The following is a 26,814-nucleotide window of genomic DNA, read 5'->3' as shown; positions in this document are numbered from 1 at the left end:
CTGTTTGATCATAATCTCCAGGCAAATAGTTCAAATGCTTATAAATATAAGTACAACGGAAAGGAGTTACAAGAGACCGGAATGTATGACTATGGCGCAAGATTTTACATGCCCGATATTGGGAGATGGGGTGTGGTCGATCCGCTTACTGAAAAGATGAGAAGGTTTTCACCTTATAATTACGCTTGGGACAATCCGATAAGGTTTATTGATCCTGATGGAATGTTTGCTACACCACCAGATGATTATTTAGATGTTAATGGGAGATATTTAGGAAGTGATGGAGCTGCAACAAAAAATGTTAGAGTAATAAACAGAACTGACTGGAATACGATAAGCTCTGATAATGGAGGATCTTTGTCGGCTAATGCAACACAAGCTTTGCAGGCAAGTAGTTCTATTATTACAATAAACAATACTCAAATAGATTCTGATATCAAAAATGCGAACAACGAAACAATTGCAGACCAAACAAAAGAACGACAAGTTTTTGTAGGAATTGAAGTTACAAGAGGAGATGTTCCAACGGCCCAAGTAACATCTATTAGAGGAGAGGATGGGGTAGATGGAATCACTAATTTTGGTATAGATTCTAGAAACGATAGCTCTGGAAATCTTGTTAAACAGACGTTTACAGGTAGTAGTAATCTAATATCTTTAACGCAAATACACACACATAATAAAACAAGTGAAGTAGATAAAATAAATCGCCCAGGAACTTCCTCAACCGATGCAAAAACATCTAAAAACTTTGGAATTCCTATTCACGCAGTAGATTCATATACAGGAGTACAAAAAAATGGAAATGCAATTCATAGAGTGACGCCAAATGGAACAGAAACTAAAAACATTGGAACTACAAATAGTCAGAGCATTGGTCAGGATGCTTTAAGAATGTATATCGATAAACAAAAAAATCCATAATGAAAAAATATTTTGCAATAACCACTCTTCTAATACTAATGTTGAGTTGCCAAACACAGAAAGTTAAATCAGATATGATCTATTTTCTTCCTTCAAATATAAAAGAAATCCTTTCCGAAGAAGTTCAGAAAGAAATAAAATTAAATAAAGAAATTTTTATAGTTTTTGAGGAAGAAAATCAGGATACATATGTTATATATCTAAACACAAATCCTAATAAGTCAGAAAAATTTTGGTTACAAAATAGTAATAGGGGAATATTTTTAGAAAAACAATTAATAATACCATTTTATTTCTCAATTGATGAAAAATTTTCATACTCAGAAAAAGGAAAAAATGTGCTTCGAAAATTAGGTACAGAGGAAACTCTTACTAAAATTTTAAGCATTAGAGAACATGCATTTCAAATAAAATTTAAATCAAATGGAGAAATTATAAAATAAACCCTCACTACTTTGCACGATTTTATCGTGTGGCAGATAATAAGTGACCTCATATTTTATGACGTTACTTATCAATATAAGTTTCAAGGACAAGAGTTACAAGAGACTGGTTGGTACAGTTTTAAATGGAGAAATTATATGCCCGATGTGGGTAGATTCTTTAATATTGATCCTTTGAGTGAAAAGTATGCTTATCAATCGCATTATAATTTTTCTGAAAACAGAGTTGTTGATGGTGTAGAACTTGAAGGACTAGAAGTTGTTTTAGTAAAAGATATTAAGAAGAACGAGCCGATTATCAAAGCAGCAAATAGTGGCCTTTATAAAGACAATCCTATTACCAAAACAGTTCATGTTTTTGCTCATGGAAATCCTTCAGCATTTTACAATGAAAATGTTAACTCAAGTGAGAAAAAAGCTGGCTTAGGAACTGTAAACACAGGAAAGGGACTCAATGACATTCTCAATAGCAATAGTGATTTATGGAAAAACTCTGAGAGTAAAGATGGATTTACCGTTGTTTTGCACTCTTGCAGAGTAGGAAGATATACACTTGATAATGAAGGAAATGTCATGGATCCTGTTGCATCTAAAATATCTGAATCAAATGAAATGAAATGAAAGGAGTTACAATAATTGCTCCTGATGAACGAGATGGTTTTGGTGGTGGTAAAGAAGTAGGTCCTGTTGTAACGACAAATGCGAATCACAATGGAGATGTTAAAAGAGGAGAGAAACCTAATTTCTCAAAAACATTTGGTTCTTGGAATTCTTTTCAGAATGGTCAAAGAACTAATCAGCAACCAGGAAATACAAAACCTGAAGGAAAAGATCAGAGAAGTTTGTGGGACAAAATATTCAATTAATCATGAGATATATAATTTTAATAGTTTTTCTTTTATTTTCTTGTCAAAAGAAAGAAACTTCACCTCAATTAAAAGACAATGAGGAATTAGTTACGATGAATCAAATAAGCATGGATTATGACACTCTTACCAATAGAGTAAAATTTAAAGGTGATACTTTGGCTTATGATGAACTTTTTTATCATTTAATGGATTCTGATGAGATTTCAAGAACAGATACACTTATGTATTACTCAAAAATAATGGCTGAAAAATATAATAATGAAAAAGCTTTTTTAGATTATTTCAAAGCTTTTTGTGAGAAGAATAGTATCTACATAGATTATCCTCATTATAATAGATTAGATATATCGAGATTGCCTGTAAATTCAAAAAAAGAAGCAGAAGATTGGTTAAATAAAATGTTGGATAAAAAAATAATTACAAAGGAACAATTTGATTCTATACAAAGATGAATCTCCCGTTGCGCAAAGTCTGTACTTTGAGCGGATAATAAAGAAGCCCATCGCAATTGCGAGGTTTTTTATCAGTACAATGGCAAAGAACTGCAGGAGACCGGGATGTATGATTATGGCGCAAAATTTTATATGCCGGATGTAGGAAGATGGGGTGTGGTTGATCCGCTGGCGGAAACTTCTCGTCGTTGGTCAACTTATAATTATGCTTATAATAATCCGATACGTTTTATTGATCCGGATGGTAGAGAAAATAAAGATATAATTCATCTTAATTCTCAAGGTTATGTAACTCAAGTAGAAGTACAAGATCCAAGTATTCCACATACAGTTGTTGATGAAAACGGAAATCAGTTAAACACTCATGACTCAAAATTTGATCAAGCACAATTAAATGATGTTGCTAAATACGCAAGAACGATGAGTGATTACGAATTGCAAGATGCGGAGATTAGGTTATTTACCCCCTATTCAGCACAACAAATGGTTGACAATTTTAATCAATTGGGAATTGGGGATATAAAAGATACTTCTCAATATCTTCAGGCATTTGGAGAGCAATCATTCATCATGTTTCCGTGGATGACTTATATGGGTTCATTAGGAGGTTCAGGAGGTTCTTTTGATTTTGCAGATGATATGACATCTGTTGTGGCAGACGGGGGAAATTATCCTGCCCCAAGTCCTCCAAATGGATTTACTACTGATGGAACAGGAGGTTTTATAAAATTTGAAGGCAGTAATACATTGTATAATGTTTATGATGCAGGTAATTTTATGACAGGTAAAGCTTTTCAAATGATTGGAGCGCCTTTGGATGTTTTGAAGAATGGAGCAGATATAAGAAGTAGATATATTTCACGTCAAGGACCGGATTCAGAATCCGATCAAACAGCAGTTACTAACGGATATAATTATAACAGAGTAGGATGGAAAAAATAAATATCAAAAATTTAGCGATCATATCTTTTATTATTTTCTTATTAAATTTTTCTGCATTTATATTCATTGATTTATTGAAATGGCTTAATCCATATTCTTCATTAATTAATAAGATAAATTTTTTTATTTTATTTCCTTTGAATATAATAGGTATATTAATATCAATCATTGTAATAATAAAGAATAGTTTAAATAAAGGAAAACTTATTTACTCTTTATCATGCATTCCTCTGTTGTTATTGTTATTCTACTTCTTCTTTCTGAAAGGAGTTTATTTAAAATGAAATTATAATTGAGAATTTCTCCCCGCTGCGCAAAGTCTGTGACTTTGTGCTGATAAATAAAGAAACAACCCATCGCAATTGCGATGGGTTTTGTTTTATAAAGCAGCTGCGTTTTTAGCAAAAAAATCTTTAAACTTTTTATTGGTAAGCATTTTTTCCACGAGTCGGAAAATGGTTTGCTTGTCTTCTTCTTCGAGCTGTTGTATTAATCGAATCTGTTCGAGTTTCGTTTTGTCTTCCAAGATTACTTCTTTAGGAATAGAACCATCATAACTAATAATCTGATCGGTATTCATATCAAAAAGTTACGCCATCTTCTGTAGTTCTTCTACGGCTAAACTTCCCCGCTAGTGCGAGCGTCACGCTTATTCCTTTTTTTGTACTTATAAAACAGCTACATTTTATTAAAAAAGTTTTTAAATTTTTGCTACTAAGCATTTCATCGATGATTTTAAAACAGCTGTTGTATTTTTCAAGTTGCTTTAAGACGTTGTAAGTTTTCAAAAACAAAAAGCCACTTTTCAGTGGCTTTAAGATTATTCTTTAATTAATTTTTCAAAAGATAACGTTCCGTCATTTAATGTTATTTCCAGATAATAGCTTCCGGATTTAAGATCAGAAACGTTGATGCTTTCCCCTTCTAGTTTTACAGACTTTACTTTTCTTCCTGTTGATTCATAGATGTCGATAGATTTTATTTTATCTGCATTTTTGAAGCTTACCGTTTCTTTTGCAGGATTCGGATAAAGAATCACTTTTTTACTTTCTGCTACCAAATCATTCGTTCCAAGAACTGCTGTTTTTGTTAAAGTTGCATATCCTCTGTTTGCACCAGAATGTTGAACCAAAGCAAGACTTCCTCCTTTTGCAAAGAAAACACTCATGCTTCCTGCTGCATTTGTAATTGCCATGTCACCTGCTCCTCCTGCGAGAGACCTTGTAGCTACCAAAGTTCTTATTCCACCAGAAGTTGTATTCGATGTGATTGTCCAATCTTGAACTGCATCAGCACTTGGTGTAACTCCTATTCCACCAAATGTATAATCTGTAGTAGAAGCTGAGTTGTAAATGAATCCGTCTGCACCACTTGCCATTCCGTTGGTACCGAAACCGATCGCTAAATAAGATGTATCTGCACCTACTAAAGTAAGTGTGGCTAAAGTTGATGATGTATCAAATTTCACAGTCATTCCGGTAGAGCCTAGACTTACCGTACCTGTACTAAACTGTGCATTGACAATTGTTGCCAAAGCTAAACTTGAAATAAGTAGTAGTTTTTTCATATTTTAATTTTTTAAGAGGTTGATGATTTCTTTATTGTCTGTTTTTAATGCATATTCGAAAGGGGTCATTCCCATTGAATCTTTTTTTGTTTTATCGGCTTTATATTTAAGTAATATTTCTACCAATTCCTTATTCCCTGATTTTATTGCCCATAATAAAGGAGTCGTTCCTGTAGCGTCTGCAATGTTGGGATCTGCGTCTTTCTTAAGTAAATGCTCTACCAGATCTTTATTATATCGTATTGAGAGACCCGCCAATGCAGTCCCTTCACTACTTCTATAATTAACGTCTTTCACATGATCGATGAGAAAATCAGCAACTTCCGTATTTCCACGATAGCAAGCCAAAATCAATGTTGAAAATCCTCTTTCGTTAATTTCATTGATAACATTAGGATCTTTTTTCATCGCATCTTTCATCTCTGCAACAGTTCCGGATCTTGCAATATCAAAAACCGATTTTGCCGTTTCCTGAGCTGATACAAAAGAGTAACTCAATAAAAACATTATTAATAAAATTATATTTCTCATTGTTTTACAAGTGTATAATTGTATTCAACATTTACGTTTTCAGCTACTTTCTTCATCACCATTTTAGGAATAGTAACTTTAAAATCTGCCGGTCTGGCTACAAAACCACCCTGCATATAGATCTTGCCGTCTTTCATGTGCATCGTTGCTATTGACGAAACAGCTTTATCAACTCCATGAAAATTCAATGTTCCCTGAACGGTATATTTCTGTGGATTTGCGGTAAGCTTAGTCTTATCAAAACCCTGAATTTTGCCTTTGAAGGTCGTTTTAGGATATTTTGCCGTTTCAGCATAGCTTTCATTAAAATGTTCCTGCATCAGTTTTACTGTAAACTGGAAATTTTTCACTACCGAAACCGATGCCATTTCTCCTGTATCGGCATTGAGAATCACAGTATTGCTGTTATCTTGGGCAGACACATCCTCAAATAAAGGTACGGAAGCCTCAAAACTTACTTTTCCGGTTTTGGAACTGTATTTCTGGGCTGAAATCATGTTTCCAAATAAGATTGAAAACATTATTAATATTAAGTTTTTCATATTTTAAATTTTAATTTTCGGTAAGACCATCAGCTTTCCATTTGATAAAAAGATTGATCTGAGTTGCTGATAATGACCCTCCCTGAGGCATTTTCTGAGGATCACCATTGGGTCTCTGTATTCTGTCTAAAATATTGTCTATATTATTCTTTACCTGATTATAGCTTGTCAACGGCTGAAAAGAAGCCGATCCTCCTGCAGAATGACAAGAAATACAATTGGCATTCATAATCGGCTGTATGTCGGTTTCGTATCGTACTGTCTGCGTTATTGGCGTATTGTCTGAAATCTCTTCGTAAGTTCTGCTTTCACAAGAGGTAATGAAAAGAATAAGACCCAATATGTAAATTATTTTTTTCATTGTTAAAATACTCTATAAAGATTAAACCCAAAGAAAATCTGTCCTTTCTCCCATTTTCCGGTTGCATTTGTAAGATAACCGATGTCTGAATTGAGCTGAGAATTACTAAACAAAAGCTGAAAAACATGACCTCCCGTTTCAATATCCATTCCCAAAGACAAAGGATTCTTGTAGAAACTGTGGTTGTCAAAATTCACAAGATATTCTGCATTGATTGAGATCCTTTTAGAGATTTTGTACCTCCCTCCCAATCCTGCCAAAAACTGATTGTTGTTTTCAATATTTGGCTCGTAAAGATTTTTATGTACATAAGACGGACTCAACTGCAGTGAAAAACTGTCACTGAATCTGCGTGAAATAAGAGCCTGTGTGAGATAAGAAAGTCTGTCGCCAAACTGAAGATGGGGATAGTTGTCCTTATCCAAATCAGTATTGATTGCCATTACGTTGTAGCCCACAACTTCTACAGGGAAATTTTCATTTTGCTTCAGCAGCTTGTATTTTGCTCCAAACTCAAAAGTCTTCATGTTGGTTTCACGGGAGAGGCTTAATGACAATCCGTCGGTTACTCCATAGATGACTCCCAATTTCGTAGAAGCATCATCGAGTCCGAAGAAATTCTTAAATCCCGTGCTAATGTCACCAAATCGATGGGCAACAACAATGTACCATTCTTTTTTTGCAGTAAGCTTTGTAGACTGTCCTGTGACGATCTGCAATGCCTTGAATGCAGGCGGGTTACTTTCTGTTGTTTTGAGGGTGTCAATATCTTTCAGCAAATCTTCCTGAGAAAAGGCAAGAATTGAAGAAAACATCGACAAAAATAATAGAGTTTTTGTCATATAAATTTTAATTAAATTACATGACAAACTTAGAGAGTTATGCTTTTAAAAGTGTGTGATAAAAGTCACCGACAGAATTGTTTTTATCAATCATAATTATAAAATTGATAAAACTTTTTTATTAGACATGACTAACATTTTTGCTTTCAGGAATTCTTATTCCCTCTTTGCTCTGAAAAATCTCACCCTCGTTTTCTATTTTTTTCAGAACACGGCTCACAACTTCTCTCGATGTACCAAGATTTGTAGCAATTTCCCGATGGGTAAGCTTAATGGGATTATTACCTGTTACAAATATCTGCTGCCTGATATAACTCAGAATTCTTTTGTCAAGTTTATGAAATACGGCTTCATTGACCATATTCATTACATCAGAAAAGCGCTTATCATACTCCTGGTAAAAAACTTTGTTAATTGCCGGAAAGCGCATTAACCAGTCATGCATAACGGAAACCGGAATAAGCAAAACCTCTGAATCCTCTTCTGCAACGGCATAGATACGGCTCACGCAGTCAGAGAAAATAGAAGAGAAAGTCATCAGACAACTGTCATTTTCTCTTACATAGTAGTAAATCAATTCTCTACCGTCATTTAATGAAAAAACTTTGATAGAACCTTTGATAAGAAACGGAACAAATTTGTTTTTCTGTCCTTCTCTGGTTATCTCAGTCTTTGCTTTTACATTGCTGCTGATACCATGTCTGCTGATTTCTTTTAAAAAATCATTTCCTAAAAAACCAAACTTCTTAATAATAAATTGATTATCTAACATATATATTATATAATATCCAAAAACAAAGGTATAAAATTGAAATATTCTCACTGGTATTTTCTTTCAACAAAAAAATATTTTTTCTGATTCTTAATAATTCACTTTTAATTAAAAACTAATATGTTACCACAGCACAAAATATTCAAGGTCTAATCAGCAATGAGCTTTTTCATAAAAAATCCAAGAAAAGTGGCATGTTAGAATGAAAATGCCCCTAAAAAGTTAAAACAGTTTTTAGGGGCATTTTGATGAAGAATGGGATTATAATTGATCTTTTTAGAATCCTCCGGAATCTCCAAAAGTGAAGGTAGCTGAAAGACCTGCTCTGATGGTTGATAGCGGGAATGCTGTTGATATTTTATACTTTGAGGTCATCTGCTCGTAGAATACTCTCAGGTTTAAGTTTTCTGATACATTGTAATCTGCGGACAACTTGATATTCATTAATTTCTGACCTCCGGTTACCTGCGAGTCATCCAACAAAATATTCATAATACTTGTACGGCTGTCTCTTAAAGAAATATCTCCTCTGATGTTGAGATCACTGCCTTTACCTCTTCCTCCTCTCGTGTTGGTCATATTTCCCAGTCTGAAGTTTCTGACGATATATCCTAATCTTACAACATATTCTGTGTTCGAATCTTCGGTAAGGGTATGATTGACCAATCCTAACAACAAAGTTCTCATTCTGTTGTACTGCAAACCAAACTGCATATTATTTCTCATGGTAACATCAATTCCGATAAGCGGAGAGAAAGCCTCTACATAACCCACCTGAGCAAAGGTATAAGGATTGATGTAATCGTCATTCACATCTCGCCCACTACTTGAAGGATCTACTCTACTATTGAAATAATCTATGCTTGACTGAATTCCCGTTGCCGTATAAGTAGCATTGTAACTGTGCAATATATCAAACTTCGTAAACTGCCCACTGATCATCGGTATGTTCTTTAATCCCGAATAAATAATTCTCCAGTTTGGAAGAGGAAGCCCAGCTTTTTTCGGATTTCCGATCGATTTAGCACCTTTGCCTTCAACCGCTGCACGGAATGCAGGAATCAGAACATATGCATTTGAAATACTGTGACCATCTGTAAAGCCGTCGTTTTCTATTGCACCGCCCAGCTGTTGTGAGATTATTCTTGCATTTTCTCGGATTGATTCATATACAGCCTGTCCGCTCTGGAAAGCCGTATTCACAAGTATAACTGAGTTTGAGTAACTTACCATATCACTGGCAAAAGTCAAATTCGGGTTTGAGAAACCATCACTGTCACGGAAATTGAAGCCTGTTTGTGAAAAGTTTCTGTTGTACGTCTGCAGGACATTAAAGTCGATTCTAAAATCATTGACCGGCATCATCTGAAGATTTGCTCTCAGTTCCCGTGTTGACATTTTCACATAAGGATCAATCATTAATTCTGAATCACTTACCCATCCGTTTTCGATTACCGTACGTCTGATATCTGCCTGAGAACCCAATAGGAATCCGATTGTAGGACCACCTAAAGTTTGTCCGTAACCATAACCATTCGGAGCTGATAATAATCCCGGTAAAACTGTACCGTTATTTTCAGAATAATTAACGTCCAATTGTTTGAATGATGTCAATACAAATGCTGCACTCTGTAAAATCGACAGCTTATTTTTAAACTTATATCTTTTAAACTTATATCTGTTTTTGTCCCAAGCCTGAGTGTAAGCATTATTCAATGAATCCATTTCCTGCTTACGCTTTTGAAGTGTGGTTGCCATCCTTTTGAAATATCCGAACTGACCGAAGAATTTCGGAATATCTGCTGTTGCTGTAGCCTGAATGATGTTTGTATTCTGACCGATCGAACCTAAGCTTTCTACCCTGTTCGTTTCAGGATTAACATACTGACTCAAAACGGTAGATCTTGCGTTCCAATTATACGTAAAGCCATACTGCAATTCTGCATCAATAAAATCTAAATAAGGAATAAGCTGGAATGGCAATTTATAATTCAGCTGTACTCTGTGATTATACAACACCGGTCTTCCCGCTCTGAAGACATTTCCAAAAATGGAAGAATTATCCATGGTGTTGACATCCACATTATCATTAAGTGTTCTCGTAAGAGAATTGATCTCTAATTTTAAAGATTTAGTGAAATTAAATCCTAAACCATACTGCCAGCCAAAATAGAAATTCCTGTTCTTGATGGCTGCAAAATCATCGCCTAAATTCCCGCTTAAGATGGCATCTATATTTCTGAATTCTAATTCATTATAATTTCTGTCTAATTCTGTTCTGAAAGATAATCTTGTAGGAATCGGATTAAAATTAAATTCTTTGATCCATCGTAAATACTTCGTTGATTTGGCCGTGTCGCTGATCATTTTATTGAACGGCTTGATCACCCACGGCTTGAATGTGTAATTATAATCAAGGAATCCTCTGAAATACTGTCTGTAATTCTTTTTGGTATAGATATCTCTGTAATAGTCATCATTATAAACCGCAGTGAGGGAGAGATTTTCTACATCGTAGAATTTCGGTTTGCTGTTTTCTTTTACCCTTTCTTTACGCATATTTACAACACCCAGACTTCTCTGTTGCGTATATGTTCTCGCTACTTTCTTCAGTTCTTCTCTGTTTGCAGCTTTGCTAAATTCAACATCGGTATCCAGAGGATTGTATTTCGGATCCTCAATAGTTTGCGAATAAGAATAGTTGACCGGAATTTTCACTCCTGTTTTCTCAGGCAGGAATTTATCTACATTCACCTGAGTATTGACACTGAATGCAGACTGAGTTGCCTGATTTCTTTCTGCCGGTTTAGAATCTATATTTCCGAAACCTACTGAGGTATAAGATGCACTTGTGTTAACAACTGCAAAATCCCCTAAGTTGAAATTTAAACTTGCATTTCCTGCATAACCCCCATCATTTTCAATTTCTGAAAGACGAATTTCGTTGACCCAAAGAATAACATTATCAGGACCTCTCGGTGCTCTGGGATCACTTGTATTTCTTACCCCAACCATGATGGTGGTAATGTTTCCTAATGACGGTCTACCTTTGATGAATATTTTTTTATTGATGTCTCCAAACTGGGTATCTACTCTTCGTTCAATAATTGAAGTCGGGAAATTTTTATCTCTTCTTAATTTGGCATCTACAAAATCCTGGATATTAAGATCAACATCATTTTCTACCGGCCATATTTCTAACGGAGCAGTGGCTGTATTTGCTGTGAATTTTACTGATGCTTCATATTCATAATAGTTATCGGTAGCATCACTTCCCATACGGATGAAGAATTTTGTGTCCGGATCATAATCTGATGTTCTCGGCGAATCTAAATTTTCACCGTGTACAAAAAGTTTAAGCTTTTTATACCTTCTCATATCAAGAGCTGTATTTTTAAATACACCTTTTGCTTCTGTTCTGATTTTTTTAGCTTTCAGATAAAGTGAAGATTCATTCTGTCTCTGTGCTCCTGCATTTCCACTCAAAACCTGTCTGTCGATTCCCGGAGGCAAAACATATGGCGGTTGATTCAGGGCATTCTCTTCTATATTTACACTTCCTACTTCCAGTTCACTAGATGATACACCACCTGTACCTTCTTCTGGTGAAGTCACCGTAGGACTGGCAATTAAATTCGGATATTTTCTCCAGTCTGACCGTACCAAATCCATTGTACCAAATCTCAAAGTGGAAGTCTGCTCAAATCCTGTCATTAGTAATCTTGCAAATCTTACATTGTTAAGAACGGAAGGATTTTTATCACCACCTGCATCTGGATTATCAAAATCTGAAACAGGAATTCTGAATAAATACCATTTCACCTCATCAGTCTGCCCGTTTTGAAAAGTAGCCGTTACAATTTTACTATCAACTATATAGTTATCGGTTCCGGTTTCTAAACTTGCTTTATCTAAATTAACAATATATTCATTATAATTTTCAGTCTGATCTAAATTATAATCCTTGTTTATATCTTCTGCATCAGGAGTTTGTGAAGCCACTTCCAGAGAATTACTTTGTGAATTTCCTTCCGGTCCTCTGAAATATTTGTATCTCTGAACAATTGAGGCAGCCTGGCTTCCCGTAAATCTTTCAGACATATAGAATACGAAATCATCAACGGCAGGGTCAGCAATATTCAATACCGGATTGACGAATGTGTTTCCGAATTTCATTGATTCCTGATCGGAAGTTAAACCGTCATATCCTGCATCCTGAATGGTACGCTCTGTTCCTTCAGTCGAGAAAGCATAAAGAATTGCCGGTTGCTTTGGCTGAATTCCCCAGTTTGAGTTGGATGTGGAAGAAGTCTGAGAAGGAACCGGCAATCCGTTTTCGTATTGCATAAATCCGTCTTTCAGAATATCTTCACTTACGTTACCTAGCTGAAGACGTAATTTAGGATCTGTTCCTAATTCATTTCCATCAGCATAAGGATCCATCATCCAGAATTCTACATATTCAATATTCGAATTAATAAAGTTGGAAACCTGAATCGGTCTCATAATTCCCGCCCATCTTTGTAGTGCAGTTTCCTGATTTGGATTCACATTATAAGGTCCTTTTTCTAAAGGATAATATGAAATATCAAAAGTATTGGTGAAAGTCTGTTCACCCGCTACAAAATCTCTGTTGTTAAATATCTCTGAGAACTGAACTCTTCTGGAAGCGTGATTGGAAACCGACTGTGCAGTAATTCCTGCCGGAGCTCTGCCTCCTACTCCCCAAAATCTCGGGTCAATGTTATACCATGACAATAAACCTCTTCCGTAACCATTGGTGAGATTATCATTTGCTCCTGCTCCGCTGAAGATAGGCTGACTTTGATTTTTTTCGGGTTTTGATGCTAAACTCCATGCTGCAGGTTCTTTTAATGAAATCTTTGAAGTGGTCTGTTCAAAATCATCAATATACGACTGATCATTCGTTCCTTTATTAATCCCCGGAAGTAAATATGCCCCTTCCATTTTAAAATTTAAATTGGATGGTGCTTCTGTATTGATCCCGGGAATTTTGTCTGTTAATCTCGTCAGGAAAGGAAGCTGGTTGTTGTACATCATGTTGATCCCCGCCATTGTATTGTTGACGGCTTCCTGACCGTAGTTTACTTTTTGGGTAAGCGGAGATTCGGAATAATTAACCACCGTACCGCCAAAGATAAAGTTTTCGCTCACTCTTCTTTCCAAATTTACCCCTAAAAACCTTTTTCTCTGAGTATTGAAAGTCAGCTGATTTTCTAATGAAATATTAATTGCCTGACCAGACTGTTTTACGTTTTCATTGATGACCGTTACCGTTCCCAGCATATAGTCAACGGTATAGTCTACACCTTCTGTAAGCTGCACCCCGTTTGCCGAGACTTTGACAGAACCTTGAGGAACATTGACTGCACCTAAAGAAATCCCTTGTCCCTGAGTTCCCTTATAGCGACCTTCCATTGTGTATCGCTGTGCCAGATTACTAGATTGCGCTACATTCTTTTGTTGGGTATACAAATCTGTATATACATATTGCGGATTATTACTTCCCAATACCTGTGCTATATAATTACCAAATGGCTGCACTTTGGTATAAATCAATTTACCTAATTCCGGACGGATGGTAATTCCGTTGACAAAATCAAAAATTCCATCCCCTAAAACCCCGTTGTTATTTTGTAAATCACCATTAACGTTGAGGCGATCCCAATTTAATAATTTCAATAAATTGGTATCCTGCACATTGGTATTAGGAAGGTAGTTTACTTTACCTCCTGTCTGGGCATCTCTGTAATAAATGTTTAAAATGAAACCATCTTTATCCACCTGTCCTGCATCCAATGCATAAATATTCTTCATCATTAAATTCCACAAAGGTGATGTAACATCTACTTTTGAGTTGGATCTTAGTAATTTGGTTACCAAAACCGGACTTTCCTCAGAGAACTCTCCGACTTTATACACTTGGCTGGTTCCGTTGACCGTGTAAGAATAGGAAACCGCTAAAAGCTGATTGTCATTCAGTCTTTGATTTAATGAAATATATCCTAACTGTGGATGAAAGGTAAATTCGTTGGAGCTTAATCTTCTAACTTTATTATTAAAGATAAAATGTTCTCCGTCATCGTAAGTGACTCCTCCAAATGTTTGTCCTTGAAAATTTGCTGTATAGTTTTTTCCCTGTTCTCTCGGACTTCCCATTGCAGTAGAAACTGATTGATAAAGACCGTTTTGGGTATTATCCGGAGTACCGGAAGCACCATCTCCCAAATCTCGAATTCCGACAATACTTTTCTGATACGCCAAGTTAGAATTTCCCTGGTCTAAAACCCAGACTTCCATTCTGCTGATATTGATCCTGGAATTGATCTGAGGATAATTCTGCAATGCTGCATCGTAATTATCTAAGAAATATTTACCAATAAAATAATGCTGGTTGTCTTCGTAATCAATGGCATTTACTTTGAAATTATTCATCACACCCCCGCCCTGTACGACAATATTTCTGGCTTCACCCTGCTGCTGAGAAAGTACAACCGTTCCGAAAGTTTTACCTAACTGAAATTCTGTTTTCACACCAAAAAGTGACTCTGAACCCCGAATTAAGCTTGTGGAAAGTGGCATATTCACATTACCAAATTCAACTCTTTTGATGATTTTATCTTCACCTCCCGCATTGGGCTTATTTACATCACCCAAACCTTTTGTCTGAAGATCTTTCCATGTACCTTTTGACTGCCAAACCAAATTCATCCTGTTCTCGAATGCGAATCCGCTTTGCGTATCATAATTGGCTTTTAACTGAAGATTCTCCCCTACTTTTCCAATCAATCCAAGCTGAATTCTCTGATCAATATCGAAGGTAAAGCTGGTTCTGTTCTGAGGTAAAATTAATGGATTATCTATTTTTTGATACAAACCTGCGAAATCAAAAGACGCATATCCCGAAGGAATAATTTCAATTTTATTGCTTCCGAAAATGCTCTCAAAAAGTCTGTTATTAATTGTTAATGAAGGTATTAAGCCTTTTCTCTGAGCTTCAGAGGTGTCTTTTCTGAAGAGTAAACTATATCTTTCAGACTTATCTTTGTAATATGCTCTTGCCTGCTGAGCCTCCATAAATTCTTTGTAATCTTCCGGAGACATGGCGGTTGGCTGACCTGTAACGGTATTACCAATCTTTGGATATACATAGTACATCCCGGTTTTAATATCGTAATAGCCTTCGTAATAGGTTGGGTCTGTTACTTTAAAATCTTTTTTTATCGAAAATGCTTCCGGATTTACCTGACCAAATAGATTTATCGATAAGAATAAAAATGACAGGAACGAATATATCTTGAGAAACTTATTATTTTTCACCAAAAGTTAAATATTTTTTAAAATTTGTTTTACCAATTCTTCAACAGAAATCTGCGGATCCTGCTTGATGATACGATCAGCGATCTTCTCACTCATCCTCTTAGAAATCCCTAAAACTTCTAATGCAGATAACGCTTCATCCTTGTTTTTATTATTTACCAACGCAGAATTATTTTCTTCTGCACTGCCGAATTTCTGGACTTTATCTTTCAAATCAACAATGATTCTTTCGGCTGTTTTTGCCCCCAAACCTTTTGCTTTCTGAATAACGGCACTGTTTTTGGAAAGTATAGCGGTAGCAATTTCTGAAAGGCTTAAAGTTGACAGTAAAATCAACGCTGAAACAGCACCGACACCGTTAACACTTATTAAGAGATTAAACATTTCTTTTTCAGAACGTGTCTTAAAACCGAAAAGTAAATGTGCGTCTTCCCGTATTATCTGTTGTATGAAAAGCATGGTTTCCTGATTCAGAGTCAGGGTTTGTGAAGTCATTAAACTGATGCCTACATAGTATCCAACGCCATTGACATTGATGACTGCGTAAGTCGGTGTAAGCTCCTGAACAATTCCTTGTAAAGAAAATATCATCATTAATTTTTATAACTTCCAAATATAGTAATTTAAACCAAGTAATAAATTCATTTAACACAAGAATGATATTTAACTTTTTTTGTCATTGCAAAGACAATGATTTGGCAAAAAAAGGAAAAACTTCAAAAAAATTTAATTTTTAAAATCTTCTAAATTGAAAATGCGGTCAAAATTCTTTGAATTCTGACCGCATTTTTTTATTTTTATTGATAGGATTTTATCCTATCCTGTACTAAATCGTCCCTTTGGGACTTTATAAATAATTTAGTAATGACTTAATTATTTCTTCGCTTCTCTTCTCTGCGCATCCAGAACCGCAACAGTCGCCAAATTCACAATCTCATCAACGCTTGAACGCATCTGTAAAACGTGAACAGGCTGCTTCAGTCCCATCAAAATGGGTCCGATTACCTGCGCAACCTTCATTCCTCTGATGATTTTATAAGATAAATTGGCAGATTCCAAATTCGGGAAGATGAATGTATTTGCCGGAGTTGTTCCTAATTTCGAGAACGGATAATCACTTAAATGATCTGCATTCATCGCAAAATCAGGCTGAATTTCTCCATCAACAATCATTTTTGGGAATTTCTCATGAAGAATAGTTACTGCTTTTGCTACTTTCTTTGATGTTTCAGAAATCGCTGAGAAGTTTTCAAAACCCAACATGGCAATTCTTGGCTCGATCGCGAAAGATTTTACCGTATGTTCTGCCATTTTAGCAATATTCACCAGATCTTCGGCAGTAGGATTTTGATTGATTGAAGTATCTGCGAAGAAAATCGGTTTCTTTTCAGATAAGATCATCATCATTGCGGCAACTTTCTCAACACCTTTCTCTTTTTCGATAACTTCTAAAACCGGTCTTAGAGTCGAAACATAATTTTTAGAAAAACCTACAATCAATCCGTCTGTATCGCCATGCTTCAGCATCAAAGGACCAAAGTAATCTCTCTGGCGAACAAATCTTTTTGCCTTGTACTCGTTCATTCCTTTTCTCTGACGGAGTTTCCAAAGTGTTTCTCTGTATTTTTTTCTGTTTTCTTTCTGGTCGTCATCACTTGGATCGATAATCGGGACATCGATATTGATTCCGAAACGTTCCATTTGTTCTTTGACGTATTTTTTATCACCTAAAAGACTTGGATAGGCGATTCCTTCTTCGTAAAGAATCTGAGCGGCTTTCAAAACATTATATTCTTCAGCGTTGCCCAATGTAATTCTCTTAGGATTTGCTTTTGCACGGTTCTGCATCATTCTCACCAACTTCTCATCTCTTCCCATTCTGTCGAGAAGCTGAGTTTCGTATTCGTCAAAATCTGCAATGGTTTTTCTTGCAATTCCACTTTCAATCGCTGCTTTTGCTACTGCGCTTGAAACTTTGGTAATCAATCTGTTGTCAAATGGTTTTGGAATAAAATATTCTCTTCCAAACTGTAAATTCTGAACATTGTAAGCCAAAATCACCGCTTCAGGAACCGGTTCTTTAGCCAGATTAGCAATCGCATGTACGGCAGCCAATTTCATTTCTTCATTAATCCCTTTTGCCTGAACATCCAATGCTCCACGGAAAATATACGGGAAACCGAGAACGTTATTCACCTGATTAGGATAATCACTTCTTCCAGTCGCCATGATCACATCTTTTCTGGTTGTCATTGCCAGATCATAAGCAATCTCAGGATCAGGATTTGCCAATGCAAAAACGATGGGATTTTCTGACATACTACTCAACATTTCCGGTGTCATAACATTTCCTTTCGACAAACCAATGAAAACATCCGAACCTTTTACGGCATCTTCTAAAGTTTCAAGATCTGTATGAGCAACGAAATCTATTTTTTCCGGAGTAAGATTTTCTCTTTTATGATTGATGACCCCTTTACTGTCGCACATCAACACATTTTCTCTTTTTAATCCTAAAGAAATATAAAGATTGGTACAGGCAACAGCTGCTGCTCCTGCTCCATTTACCACCATTTTTACTTCTTCAATTTTTTTATTGGCAATCTGAAGTGAATTGATCAAAGCTGCAGCAGAAATGATTGCCGTTCCGTGCTGATCATCATGCATCAAAGGAATATCCAATTCCTCTTTTAATTTTTGTTCAATGTAGAAAGCTTCCGGAGCTTTGATGTCTTCAAGGTTGATTCCGCCGAAAGTCGGGGCAATACCTTTTACAATCTGAATAAATTTATCGGGATCTTTTTCGTCAATTTCAATATCAAAAACATTGATGTCTGCGAAAATTTTAAATAAAAGACCTTTCCCTTCCATCACAGGTTTTGAGGCTTCTGCACCAATGTCTCCTAAACCAAGAACTGCCGTTCCGTTTGAGATTACAGCAACCAGATTTCCTTTTCCTGTATAATCGTACACTGTTTCAGGATTTTTTTCAATTTCCAGACAAGGTATTGCAACTCCCGGAGAATATGCCAATGACAAGTCTCTCTGCGAAGAGTGAGGCTTTGAAGGGATAACTTCTATCTTTCCTTTGGGTTCTGCTTTATGATAATCTAGCGCGGCCTGATTGAAATTTTTTTCGTCGCGTTGAGTTTTATTCGACATAGAATTTTCTTTTTTTAAAGTATATATTTAACATGGTAGCTGACCAAGCTTTCGATAGGCTTTTGTACAACGTGTCCCACATTCAAATGAAGTTCTGAAGCTACAGAACGTAAGATATTTTCGTAATAATAAGCAATTGATCCTATAAAATTGATTTCGGATTCTTTGGATTCTTCGTAAGGAATAACTTGGTACTCGAAGAAATTTTTCATCTCTTCTGAAACCATTTGTATAAAATAAGGATGATCTTTTCTTTCTACCACAAATTTATTGAAATCTGCAAGAAAAGCATTTGGTCTTGTGCTGTGATACATATTTTTCAACGCCTCATCAATCGTCAGATGATAGGTGTTTTCAAACTGATCATGAAGATCCTGTGGAAGTTTCTGCATAAAGAATCTGCGTACCAATTGTTTTCCAATCGCACTGCCACTGCCTTCATCACCAATAAGAATACCTAAAGACGGAAGTTTTATTTTTAAATTTTCACCGTCAAAATAACAAGAATTGGAACCTGTACCCATAATACAAACGATTGCAGGCTTCCCGTTGTAAGCAGCAAATGCAGCTGCAGCAAGATCTTCACGAACAGAAATTTTTGCATTGGTAAAAACTTTACCTACTTCTTCTTCTATCGTATCGCAGTTTTGTTTCACACCACATCCGGAACCATAGAAATAAATCTTGGTGATGGAGTTTTTGACCGATGTTAAACTTTTATTTTTTTCGATTTCGGGAACGATCAGTTCTCTGCTGATAAAATTGGGGTTAAACCCGATGGTTTCTGTTTTTAGGAAAACATTTTTGAATTCGTCTAAAATGACCCAATCTGATTTTGTAGAACCACTATCAACAATAGCAATCATAATTCATATTTTAAGAGTGCTAAATTATGAATTTATCTTTAAATAGCCTTTAAAAACAGACAAGGAAACCCTCTTAATGATTAAGCTCAGCTTTTGATTTCGTTTTTATTTTGGTTAAACTGTATGAGCCAGTCTTCTATCTCCTCTTCAAGATAAGAGGTCTGCATTACCATAGCGTTGATAAAGTCGTCAGGAATAGGTTCCCCTTCTTTGTTTTCCAGATTCCAAAGTTCATCTGACATATTTTCGTACTCCGAATATACTCTTTTGAAACGAGTGTTTTCTTTTTCCAAAGCTTCAATATTTTTTTGCTGAAGCTGAAATTTCCTGTATTTGTTTTGAGATTTCATACAAATATTTGATTTTTTTAATGTGTAAAATTTTGAGCAACCTGTCTCAATCACTTGTTACAAGATAGAAAAACCATCAACAGAATGAGTTGAAAATGAATTTAGTATCAGGTGGATTATGTTTCTTTCTGAAAATTAAATTTAGAAATTATTTTGAAACGAAAAAAAAAATTAACAACTTTTTTCACTGTTTAACATATAGTTATAAATTTGCATATTACTAAATTACATGAGAGAACTATTGCTGCGCCACAAACAAGTCCTTTTTTTCATCATTGCGGGCGGACTCAGTGCCATTGTAGAAATTGGGAGTTTTAAGATTTTCAGCACTTACCTTCCACAAATGATCTCTAAAGAGCAGAATTTTCACGGCATCCATTATCCTTTAAGTAATATATTCTCTACGAGCTGCGGAATTTTATCTAATTATTTCCTGAGCATCTGGTTTGTATTTGAAAGAGGAAAACATTCTAAAAGAAGAGAGTTTGTATATTTTATGGGAGTGTCTTTTATTTCCACATTGCTAAGTCTGTTTTTCTTCCAAATATTCTACAGCTTTATATTTAAAGATAATATTGATTTAATTTTTTATACCTTGAGCCCGGAAATGATCAGCAAAATCTCAGCGATATTGCTGGTTTCCATTCTTAACTATTCGGTAAAGAAAAAAGTAATTTTTAACGGTTGATTGTGGTAAAGATTTTGAATTATCTGTGGAAGTTTTGGCTGGTTGTACTGGCATTTTTGCTGACCATTATTTTGGGGTTACCAGTTTACTTATTTTCCCTCAACAAAAAAACCTACAAATACGCCTATATATTTATCAGGATCTGGTGTTACGGCGTTTTTTACGGAATGGGGATGAGATACGAACTCATCAATCTCACCGATAAAAAAATCGATAAAAACACACAGTATGTTGTCATCTCCAATCATACTTCGATTATGGATATTATGCTTCCGTGTATTTTGTTTCCCCATCATCCGCTTTGCTATGTCGGGAAAAAAGAACTGGTGAAAATTCCGATTTTCGGGACTATCTATAAAAGAATCTGTGTAATGGTTGACCGCAGCAGCCCGAGAAGCCGTGCAGATGTTTATCGCAGATGCGCAGAAAAAATGGAAGAAGGCAACAGTATCGTTCTTTTCCCCGAAGGCGGCGTTCCTGATGACACCTCTATTGTTCTTGACCAATTCAAAGATGGAGCATTCACCTTGTCTTCGAAACATCACTCGCCCATTGCCGTGTTTACTTTTATTGGTTTAAAAGAAATGTTTCCGTTTGATCATTCTAAAGGTTACCCTGGAAAAGTGAAAGTTTACTTCAACGATATTCTTGAGCCGACAAACTCTCCGAAAGATTTAAAATTGTCATCATTTGAGATAATAAAAAAAACTTTAACTGATCACAGTTAATCAAAGAAAAAAATTATATTTGTTTACTTAATTTTAATATATGGATTCAAAACCACAACAGACCAAATGGTCGCAATTTTTATCCCTGATCGTTGTTTTTTTCTTTTGGGGATTTGTTGCAGCAAGCAATGACATTCTTATCCCGGTTTTTAAGAAATGGTTTGTACTCTCACAGGTACAAAGTCAGCTTGTAGCCTGGGCATTTTATGTTGCTTATTTCGTAGGATCTGTCATCTTCTTCATCATTTCTTTAAAAAGTGATATCCTTCAGAAATTCGGCTATAAAAAAACACTTGCTGTTGGTTTAGTCCTGTCTGCATTTGGAGCATTTTTATTTGTTCCGGCTGCTGCAGCTGCCAATTTCTGGTTTTTCTTAGCAGCTTTATTTATTGTAGGACTTGGTTTTTCTGTACAGCAGATTGTTGCCAACCCACTTGCAATCAAAATGGGAAGTGCCGAAACCGGAGCACACCGTTTAACATTAGCCGGCGGTATCAATTCATTAGGAACTACTATTGGGCCAATCCTTTTAGGGATCGTTCTTTTCGGAATGGGGAACAAAGAAGACTCAAAACCAAAAGATACTCAGCTAACAAAAATTGAGATCGTAAAAAAGGAGTTTCAGACTCATAAAGAAGAGCTTTCGAAAAACATTCTGGAATTACGAAATGACAGACAAGATGACCCTGCGAAAGTAAACGAAGTCATCACAACTGTTGAAAAAAACATAGCCGATTTAGATAATCAACTTGCATCAATTGCACAGAATACTTCTGCAAGTGATTCTCAGGTTGATGTATACACAGCCAAACTGGGAGAGATCAAGCAAAGATCTACCAATATATCTTATCCTATAGGATTCGTAAAAGATCATCTGAAAGAGGTAAAAATGCCTTTTATTGTTTTAGGGATCGCTTTTATTCTGGTCGCCGTCTTTATGCTCTTCTCAAAAATTGAAGACCCTGCGAAAGAAGAAGAGGCCGATATTGAAGAAGGTTCAGCAAAATTCAGCATCTTTAAATATCCACAGCTTTATTTGGGAATGCTCGCCATCTTTATTTATGTAGGTGTGGAAGTTTCTATCATCAGTAATCTTCCTGCATTACTTCATACCAAAGAATTTGGAGGGGTTTTAGAACATAATATTGCTCCATTCGTATCTTTATATTGGGGAAGCTTAATGATTGGAAGATGGAACGGGAGTATCAATGTATTTAATATGTCTAAAACGACCAATATGCTGATGAAACTTATAGTTCCTTTTATAGCATTTGCTATCATCATTTTTGCCAATGAACTAAGCGGCAAAGACGTATCAAGCTTTTACATTTATGCATTCTGGATTCTTGCCTTTATCATCATGAGTTTTATTGGTGGGAAAGCAGCCGGAAAGACACTTATGATCTTTGGGATTGTCGGTGTTGTCATGATGATTTTAGGTTTGGCTTATCCTGATAAAGAAATCGCCAAATATTTCTTCATTTCAGGTGGATTGTTCTGTTCGATTATGTGGCCGTCAATTTTTGACCTTGCCATTGCAGGACTTGGTAAAAATACAGGAAAAGCCTCATCATTCCTTGTTATGATGATTTTGGGTGGTGGTATTATTCCTTTGATTCAGGGATGGATCTGTGACTTTGATAAAACAAGCCCGGAAGGTGTGATGGGAATCACGTGGACTCATTTTTCTTACGTAATTCCGATTCTTTGCTTTGTTTATCTCGCATTCTATGGTTTTGTAACCCCTAGAATCCTTAAGAAGCAGGGAATTACAATGGGCGAAACAACATCTGGTGGACATTAATACAATAAAAACATATCATAAGAAAAGATTTTGGGCAGCTATTTTAGTTGTCCAAATTCTTTTGTTCTTTATATTTTCAAAGCTGAGATTCATGATTTCTGCATTTGAAAGTTTCTTCGAAATTCAGAAAAAAATTCATCAGCTTTTATTTTCATGGATTCCGTTTTCAGTTGGAGACGTATTATATATTTTGTTGGGAATTTTTCTTTTCTATTTTATAATTAAATGTTTTAAGAAGAAGAGTAGAAATGAATCATTTTTGAAAATACTTATTCTTCTGAATATCTTTTATTTTACTTACCAGATTTTTTGGGGAATGCTTTACTTCCAAAAACCGATTATTGCCAAACTTCAGGAGACCGAAATCACATTAGAAAAGAAAAAAAAATTGGCATTAAAATATTTGGATAAGTGTAAACAGACAAGAGCTTTAGTGAAAGAAGAAAATGGTGTTTTTAAACTTTCTGATATTAATAATATACAAAATGAAATTCTGAATCAGCAGTCTAAACTACCATCTTTTATTTCAAATAAAAAAGCCAGTAAAATCAATTCGTTTAAACCAAGCCTATTTAAAAATGTAATGAACTTTACGGGTATTCTCGGATATTACAATCCTTTTACTGCAGAAGCTCAATATAATGCCGAATTACCCTCTTCTTACCTGCCTTTCACATTAGCTCATGAAAGCTCACATCAGCTTGGATTTGCCCGCGAACAGGAAGCCAATTTCATAGGTTACCTGATTGGGGTAAACTCATCAAATGCCGAACTTCGATACAGCACAGAATATTTTACTTTAAAGAGCCTTTTAAACTCCACTGTTTACGAAGATGAAAAGTTTGTGACTGATATTCTCAATAGCTATTCTGAAGGCATGAAAAGAGACAGAGCCTATGAAAAACAATTTGTGATAAAACATCAAGGATGGTTGAATGATTTTTTTGGCTTTACCAATAATTTATTTCTAAAGAGTAATCAACAGGAAGGTTCTGTGACGTATTCCTATTTCATCGATTTACTGATTCGATATGAAAAGTAAAAAAAAAAGAATCGTATCAGAGATACGATTCTAAAAACACAAATGATGAAAAAAAATTTATTACCTTGACTTGTTCCCTCATTCAAGGCTTTGTAAAAGTACAACAAAATTTCTAATTTCAAAACTTCACTGCACATTTTTATTCAACTTTAAGAAAACTTTATGATTTTTTAAGTTCACTATTTTTATTAGTCCCTTTAAAATGAATTACTATTTAATACATATTTTTTTATCTGGTTAAAATATCCAAAATAAAATAACGATTTATTGTTAATTTAATAAAAACTATAAGATATCATTGCATTAATTTTTGAATTCAAAATCAGTAATTTATTTTTACAAATCCACTTACTAAATTCTTATTTCTGGTATCATTTTTATTTACCGACTCAATTTGAGACAATATATATTTATAAAAATCAGGTTTTCTTTCCAAAACAAACTCAAAAATATTTTTTTCCGGGGAATAATTTATTCATACTAATAAATACTACAGCTAAATTATTCGCAAAATGAAAATTTCTTAAGGTTATCATTTGGGAAAAAAGGATAAAAAAGCACAGAAGCAAAAACCTGCTTCCGTGCTTAAAAAACAAAAATGATGAAAATAGAAATAGATTCTTCTATTTCTGTTCGTATTCCGTATCCCACTCGTTTCCGTCATCACCTTTATGGCCATCCATTTTGATGAGGAAGTTTTTAGCAGGAAAATATGGTTTCATGTGAATATCTAAGTGAATCCTGTCTTTCTGTACCGGATCTTGTTCGAATCTTCTGATCTCAAAATTTTCAATCAGTTTTCCGGGTCCTGTAATAGCATCTAAAAATCGTACAATCTGTCCCATGATTTCTTTTCTGGTAACTGCCGTGAAATTTTCGAATGCTCTTCTGTTCAGGAAATCCATTAATACCTTGGTTACATAATCAAAAACTCTTACTACAGAATAGGTTTGAAGTCCCAAATTATCTCCATTGAATAATGTTTTCCCTGAGAAAGCCATTACTTTTCCGTATTCGTTGACCATTGGGATCAATCCTAGGTTTTCAAGATTGGCAATCTCACTTTTCTTCAAATCAAATCTTACCCCATCAGCTTCATTAATTCCACCGAATTTTTTACCCGCAGTAACCTGTGACATCAATGTTTTGTATACTTTTCCTGCCAAAGCTCCTGATGGCGGAATGAAAAGATCATCCAACTCGTTGATTTCTTCAAATCTGCCTCTGCCTACGAGCCAGTTGCATGTCATCAATACATTGGATCTGTAAATTTCTCCACCGGTAAGATATGCCTGATCAAACATTTCCATTACATCATCCGGTTCGTCCAAATGCTCGAAATCTGTCACCAGCATTACTTTATTTTCATGAGCGATTTTCGCCCATTTTTCAACAACTTTGTTAGATCCCAAATATCCCGGAATAACCATAAGTCCATAGTTACTCTTCAAATCTAAGCGGTCGTAATTATCAGAAAGTTCTGCATGAATGGTATCAATAAAACGGGTATTATCCAAATCTTTTAACTGCTCCAAGTTAGCATTGACAACAGTAATATTTTTTACTTTATCTGATTCGGTATTTTTGTAGAACATGGCAACCGTTCTGTAGTTGGCCTCCAATTCTCTGGTTACATCTACAGCTTTTGAAAGGTTTTTTGAAAGCAAATCTTCCGCAGATTTTCTTTGATCATCACAATGCGCCACCATATCAGTTAAAGAATCGCTCTTGCTGATGACACTTGCCCAAAGCTCCAATGTCTTTTTCAGGGTATCTCTTTCTTTTTCTTTTCCTTTCTCGGTAAGGAAAATTTTTCTTCTCGCCTTTCTGTCCGGATTGATATTTTGAACGCTTTCAATAGAGGTTTCCAATAAATCGAAACCGCCATATCGTGCTAATTTTTCTAATGACTTATCTAAAGAAACCAGCCCTTTCTTTTGCTCTAAAACAGGGGTTTCTGTCTGTTGAATTTCTTGTTGTTTTGACATACTTAATTTGTGTTTTGGGTTATTTGTTTTCTTCTAATTCTTTGATCAATGATTGTAAAGTGTCTTGCAGTGCTTTTTTAGCGTCAGGATCTTCCAAAGCAGCCTTAAGAATTTTATTGGTTTTCAGTTGCTTTACAATCTTTTGATACTGATCTTTTTCAGTTTCCAATCCTGTAAGAAAATTGCTTTGTCCTGTAATTCCTTTGGTTCCAAAATCTCCTAAATTTTTGAAGGTAAGGTTCTCCATTTTAATGGCTCCGTCTGCATCTTCAAAATCTACTTTAACTTCTGGCTTGTAATGTTCAAAAACTTTTTCTACCGTAGTAAGACCTTCCACCAATTCGGGCTTTACAGGATCTTCTGCCGTTAATTTCTGAGCAAAAAGGGTTCTGTTTTGTGGGATTTCTGCAATGGATTCATTTGCGTCTAATGGAACTTCGTTTCCACCAATTCCTTTGTTTGATAGCATAATATTTTGTTTTAAAAAATTGTTTTTTAAATAATTGGGCTGATCAAAGATGAATTCTAAATTTTCGAAAAATTTATTTAACCCTGGAAAGGTTCAATTTTTGCTGAGAATTGCAGAAGTTTCATCAATGT

Annotated in this window: 23 protein-coding genes and 1 pseudogene; 10 read left to right on the top strand and 14 right to left on the bottom strand. The window is 35.3% G+C overall.

The window, feature by feature from the left end; all coding sequences use genetic code 11:
* The 6 genes and pseudogenes from AC4FQ5_RS16000 to AC4FQ5_RS15975 form a co-directional block, all read left to right on the top strand.
* Positions 1-924, top strand: a 924-nt coding sequence (locus tag AC4FQ5_RS16000) for an RHS repeat-associated core domain-containing protein (protein WP_491144901.1), incomplete at its 5' end; no start/stop codon positions are given.
* Positions 924-1,367 carry a hypothetical protein gene (locus tag AC4FQ5_RS15995; RefSeq protein ID WP_491144899.1) on the top strand — a complete coding sequence of 148 codons (444 nt, stop codon included), beginning with the start codon at positions 924-926 and terminating at the stop codon, positions 1,365-1,367. The genes AC4FQ5_RS16000 and AC4FQ5_RS15995, both read left to right, overlap by 1 nt.
* Positions 1,368-1,394: 27 nt before the next feature.
* Positions 1,395-1,988 carry an RHS repeat-associated core domain-containing protein gene (locus AC4FQ5_RS15990; protein WP_491144906.1) on the top strand — a complete coding sequence of 198 codons (594 nt, stop codon included), beginning with the start codon at positions 1,395-1,397 and terminating at the stop codon, positions 1,986-1,988.
* On the top strand, positions 1,985-2,233 hold the full coding sequence (locus AC4FQ5_RS15985) for a hypothetical protein (RefSeq protein WP_491144897.1): 249 nt from the start codon (positions 1,985-1,987) through the stop codon (positions 2,231-2,233). Before AC4FQ5_RS15990 ends, AC4FQ5_RS15985 begins: the two co-directional genes overlap by 4 nt.
* Before the next feature lie 2 nt (positions 2,234-2,235).
* Positions 2,236-2,688: a hypothetical protein gene (locus AC4FQ5_RS15980; protein WP_491144895.1), complete on the top strand. Its 453-nt coding sequence runs from the start codon at positions 2,236-2,238 to the stop codon at positions 2,686-2,688.
* Positions 2,689-2,757: 69 nt separating this feature from the next.
* Positions 2,758-2,940, top strand: a pseudogene (locus tag AC4FQ5_RS15975) (RHS repeat-associated core domain-containing protein); the annotation flags it as partial.
* Positions 2,941-4,009: 1,069 nt separating this feature from the next.
* Here the strand turns inward: AC4FQ5_RS15975 and AC4FQ5_RS15970 are convergent.
* The 12 genes from AC4FQ5_RS15970 to AC4FQ5_RS15915 all read right to left on the bottom strand — a co-directional run bounded on the left by AC4FQ5_RS15970 (position 4,010) and on the right by AC4FQ5_RS15915 (position 19,964).
* Positions 4,010-4,210: a hypothetical protein gene (locus AC4FQ5_RS15970; RefSeq protein WP_491144894.1), complete on the bottom strand. Its 201-nt coding sequence runs from the start codon at positions 4,208-4,210 to the stop codon at positions 4,010-4,012.
* Between the two features lie 240 nt (positions 4,211-4,450).
* Positions 4,451-5,197 carry a T9SS type A sorting domain-containing protein gene (locus AC4FQ5_RS15965; protein ID WP_491144892.1) on the bottom strand — a complete coding sequence of 249 codons (747 nt, stop codon included), beginning with the start codon at positions 5,195-5,197 and terminating at the stop codon, positions 4,451-4,453.
* A gap of 3 nt (positions 5,198-5,200) precedes the next feature.
* The gene (locus AC4FQ5_RS15960) at positions 5,201-5,728 is read right to left on the bottom strand and encodes an ankyrin repeat domain-containing protein (protein ID WP_491144890.1); all 528 of its coding nucleotides are present in this window, start codon (positions 5,726-5,728) and stop codon (positions 5,201-5,203) included.
* Positions 5,725-6,270 (bottom strand): YceI family protein, encoded by a 546-nt coding sequence (locus AC4FQ5_RS15955; RefSeq protein WP_491144889.1) that lies wholly within the window; start codon positions 6,268-6,270, stop codon positions 5,725-5,727. Before AC4FQ5_RS15955 ends, AC4FQ5_RS15960 begins: the two co-directional genes overlap by 4 nt.
* Before the next feature lie 10 nt (positions 6,271-6,280).
* Complete coding sequence (locus AC4FQ5_RS15950; RefSeq protein ID WP_491144887.1) at positions 6,281-6,631, bottom strand: c-type cytochrome; 351 nt, start codon at positions 6,629-6,631, stop codon at positions 6,281-6,283.
* A 2-nt stretch (positions 6,632-6,633) separates the two neighbouring features.
* A complete protein-coding gene (locus AC4FQ5_RS15945; protein WP_491144886.1) occupies positions 6,634-7,473 on the bottom strand; it encodes a DUF5777 family beta-barrel protein in 840 nt (279 codons plus the stop codon).
* Positions 7,474-7,594: 121 nt separating this feature from the next.
* Positions 7,595-8,245 (bottom strand): Crp/Fnr family transcriptional regulator, encoded by a 651-nt coding sequence (locus tag AC4FQ5_RS15940; RefSeq protein ID WP_491144884.1) that lies wholly within the window; start codon positions 8,243-8,245, stop codon positions 7,595-7,597.
* Positions 8,246-8,521: 276 nt separating this feature from the next.
* On the bottom strand, positions 8,522-15,586 hold the full coding sequence (sov, locus tag AC4FQ5_RS15935) for a T9SS outer membrane translocon Sov/SprA (protein WP_491144882.1): 7,065 nt from the start codon (positions 15,584-15,586) through the stop codon (positions 8,522-8,524).
* Between the two features lie 6 nt (positions 15,587-15,592).
* A complete protein-coding gene (gene ruvA / locus AC4FQ5_RS15930; protein WP_491144904.1) occupies positions 15,593-16,177 on the bottom strand; it encodes a Holliday junction branch migration protein RuvA in 585 nt (194 codons plus the stop codon).
* A 282-nt stretch (positions 16,178-16,459) separates the two neighbouring features.
* Positions 16,460-18,748, bottom strand: coding sequence for an NADP-dependent malic enzyme (locus AC4FQ5_RS15925; protein WP_491144880.1), 2,289 nt, complete (start codon positions 18,746-18,748; stop codon positions 16,460-16,462).
* 14 nt (positions 18,749-18,762) lie between these two features.
* Entirely contained in the window at positions 18,763-19,614 is an 852-nt protein-coding gene (locus AC4FQ5_RS15920; RefSeq protein ID WP_491144878.1) for a BadF/BadG/BcrA/BcrD ATPase family protein, read from the bottom strand.
* 86 nt (positions 19,615-19,700) lie between these two features.
* Positions 19,701-19,964, bottom strand: coding sequence for a hypothetical protein (locus AC4FQ5_RS15915; protein WP_491144876.1), 264 nt, complete (start codon positions 19,962-19,964; stop codon positions 19,701-19,703).
* A gap of 229 nt (positions 19,965-20,193) precedes the next feature.
* Here AC4FQ5_RS15915 and AC4FQ5_RS15910 point away from each other — a divergent pair, with 229 nt between their 5' ends.
* The 4 genes from AC4FQ5_RS15910 to AC4FQ5_RS15895 all read left to right on the top strand — a co-directional run bounded on the left by AC4FQ5_RS15910 (position 20,194) and on the right by AC4FQ5_RS15895 (position 24,226).
* Positions 20,194-20,652, top strand: coding sequence for a GtrA family protein (locus tag AC4FQ5_RS15910; protein ID WP_491144874.1), 459 nt, complete (start codon positions 20,194-20,196; stop codon positions 20,650-20,652).
* A gap of 2 nt (positions 20,653-20,654) precedes the next feature.
* Complete coding sequence (locus tag AC4FQ5_RS15905) at positions 20,655-21,380, top strand: lysophospholipid acyltransferase family protein (RefSeq protein ID WP_491144873.1); 726 nt, start codon at positions 20,655-20,657, stop codon at positions 21,378-21,380.
* A gap of 40 nt (positions 21,381-21,420) precedes the next feature.
* Positions 21,421-23,184: an MFS transporter gene (locus tag AC4FQ5_RS15900; protein WP_491144872.1), complete on the top strand. Its 1,764-nt coding sequence runs from the start codon at positions 21,421-21,423 to the stop codon at positions 23,182-23,184.
* Between the two features lie 91 nt (positions 23,185-23,275).
* Positions 23,276-24,226 (top strand): DUF3810 domain-containing protein, encoded by a 951-nt coding sequence (locus AC4FQ5_RS15895; RefSeq protein WP_491144870.1) that lies wholly within the window; start codon positions 23,276-23,278, stop codon positions 24,224-24,226.
* Positions 24,227-24,849: 623 nt separating this feature from the next.
* Here the strand turns inward: AC4FQ5_RS15895 and AC4FQ5_RS15890 are convergent.
* Both AC4FQ5_RS15890 and AC4FQ5_RS15885 read right to left on the bottom strand, forming a co-directional pair.
* Entirely contained in the window at positions 24,850-26,214 is a 1,365-nt protein-coding gene (locus AC4FQ5_RS15890; RefSeq protein ID WP_491144869.1) for a DUF5458 family protein, read from the bottom strand.
* A 19-nt stretch (positions 26,215-26,233) separates the two neighbouring features.
* On the bottom strand, positions 26,234-26,683 hold the full coding sequence (locus AC4FQ5_RS15885; RefSeq protein ID WP_491144867.1) for a hypothetical protein: 450 nt from the start codon (positions 26,681-26,683) through the stop codon (positions 26,234-26,236).
* Positions 26,684-26,814 lie beyond the last annotated feature (131 nt).

The organism is Chryseobacterium sp. DT-167, assembly GCF_058310155.1.
The sequence above is the reverse complement of the archived record's forward strand: the minus strand, read 5'-3'. Positions and strand labels throughout refer to the sequence as shown.

Excerpts from the sequence above, each read along its gene's own strand:
- AC4FQ5_RS15915 (WP_491144876.1), bottom strand. The coding sequence starts at position 19,964 with ATGAAATCTCAAAACAAATACAGGAAATTTCAGCTTCAGCAAAAAAAT.
- AC4FQ5_RS15995 (WP_491144899.1), top strand. The coding sequence starts at position 924 with ATGAAAAAATATTTTGCAATAACCACTCTTCTAATACTAATGTTGAGT.
- AC4FQ5_RS15920 (WP_491144878.1), bottom strand. The coding sequence starts at position 19,614 with ATGATTGCTATTGTTGATAGTGGTTCTACAAAATCAGATTGGGTCATT.
- AC4FQ5_RS15925 (WP_491144880.1), bottom strand. The coding sequence starts at position 18,748 with ATGTCGAATAAAACTCAACGCGACGAAAAAAATTTCAATCAGGCCGCG.
- AC4FQ5_RS15885 (WP_491144867.1), bottom strand. The coding sequence starts at position 26,683 with ATGCTATCAAACAAAGGAATTGGTGGAAACGAAGTTCCATTAGACGCA.
- AC4FQ5_RS15895 (WP_491144870.1), top strand. The coding sequence starts at position 23,276 with ATGATTTCTGCATTTGAAAGTTTCTTCGAAATTCAGAAAAAAATTCAT.
- AC4FQ5_RS15955 (WP_491144889.1), bottom strand. The coding sequence starts at position 6,270 with ATGAAAAACTTAATATTAATAATGTTTTCAATCTTATTTGGAAACATG.
- AC4FQ5_RS15945 (WP_491144886.1), bottom strand. The coding sequence starts at position 7,473 with ATGACAAAAACTCTATTATTTTTGTCGATGTTTTCTTCAATTCTTGCC.
- AC4FQ5_RS15900 (WP_491144872.1), top strand. The coding sequence starts at position 21,421 with ATGGATTCAAAACCACAACAGACCAAATGGTCGCAATTTTTATCCCTG.
- AC4FQ5_RS15910 (WP_491144874.1), top strand. The coding sequence starts at position 20,194 with ATGAGAGAACTATTGCTGCGCCACAAACAAGTCCTTTTTTTCATCATT.
- AC4FQ5_RS15890 (WP_491144869.1), bottom strand. The coding sequence starts at position 26,214 with ATGTCAAAACAACAAGAAATTCAACAGACAGAAACCCCTGTTTTAGAG.
- AC4FQ5_RS15980 (WP_491144895.1), top strand. The coding sequence starts at position 2,236 with ATGAGATATATAATTTTAATAGTTTTTCTTTTATTTTCTTGTCAAAAG.
- AC4FQ5_RS15970 (WP_491144894.1), bottom strand. The coding sequence starts at position 4,210 with ATGAATACCGATCAGATTATTAGTTATGATGGTTCTATTCCTAAAGAA.
- ruvA (WP_491144904.1), bottom strand. The coding sequence starts at position 16,177 with ATGATATTTTCTTTACAAGGAATTGTTCAGGAGCTTACACCGACTTAC.
- AC4FQ5_RS15950 (WP_491144887.1), bottom strand. The coding sequence starts at position 6,631 with ATGAAAAAAATAATTTACATATTGGGTCTTATTCTTTTCATTACCTCT.
- AC4FQ5_RS15940 (WP_491144884.1), bottom strand. The coding sequence starts at position 8,245 with ATGTTAGATAATCAATTTATTATTAAGAAGTTTGGTTTTTTAGGAAAT.
- AC4FQ5_RS15985 (WP_491144897.1), top strand. The coding sequence starts at position 1,985 with ATGAAAGGAGTTACAATAATTGCTCCTGATGAACGAGATGGTTTTGGT.
- AC4FQ5_RS15960 (WP_491144890.1), bottom strand. The coding sequence starts at position 5,728 with ATGAGAAATATAATTTTATTAATAATGTTTTTATTGAGTTACTCTTTT.
- AC4FQ5_RS15965 (WP_491144892.1), bottom strand. The coding sequence starts at position 5,197 with ATGAAAAAACTACTACTTATTTCAAGTTTAGCTTTGGCAACAATTGTC.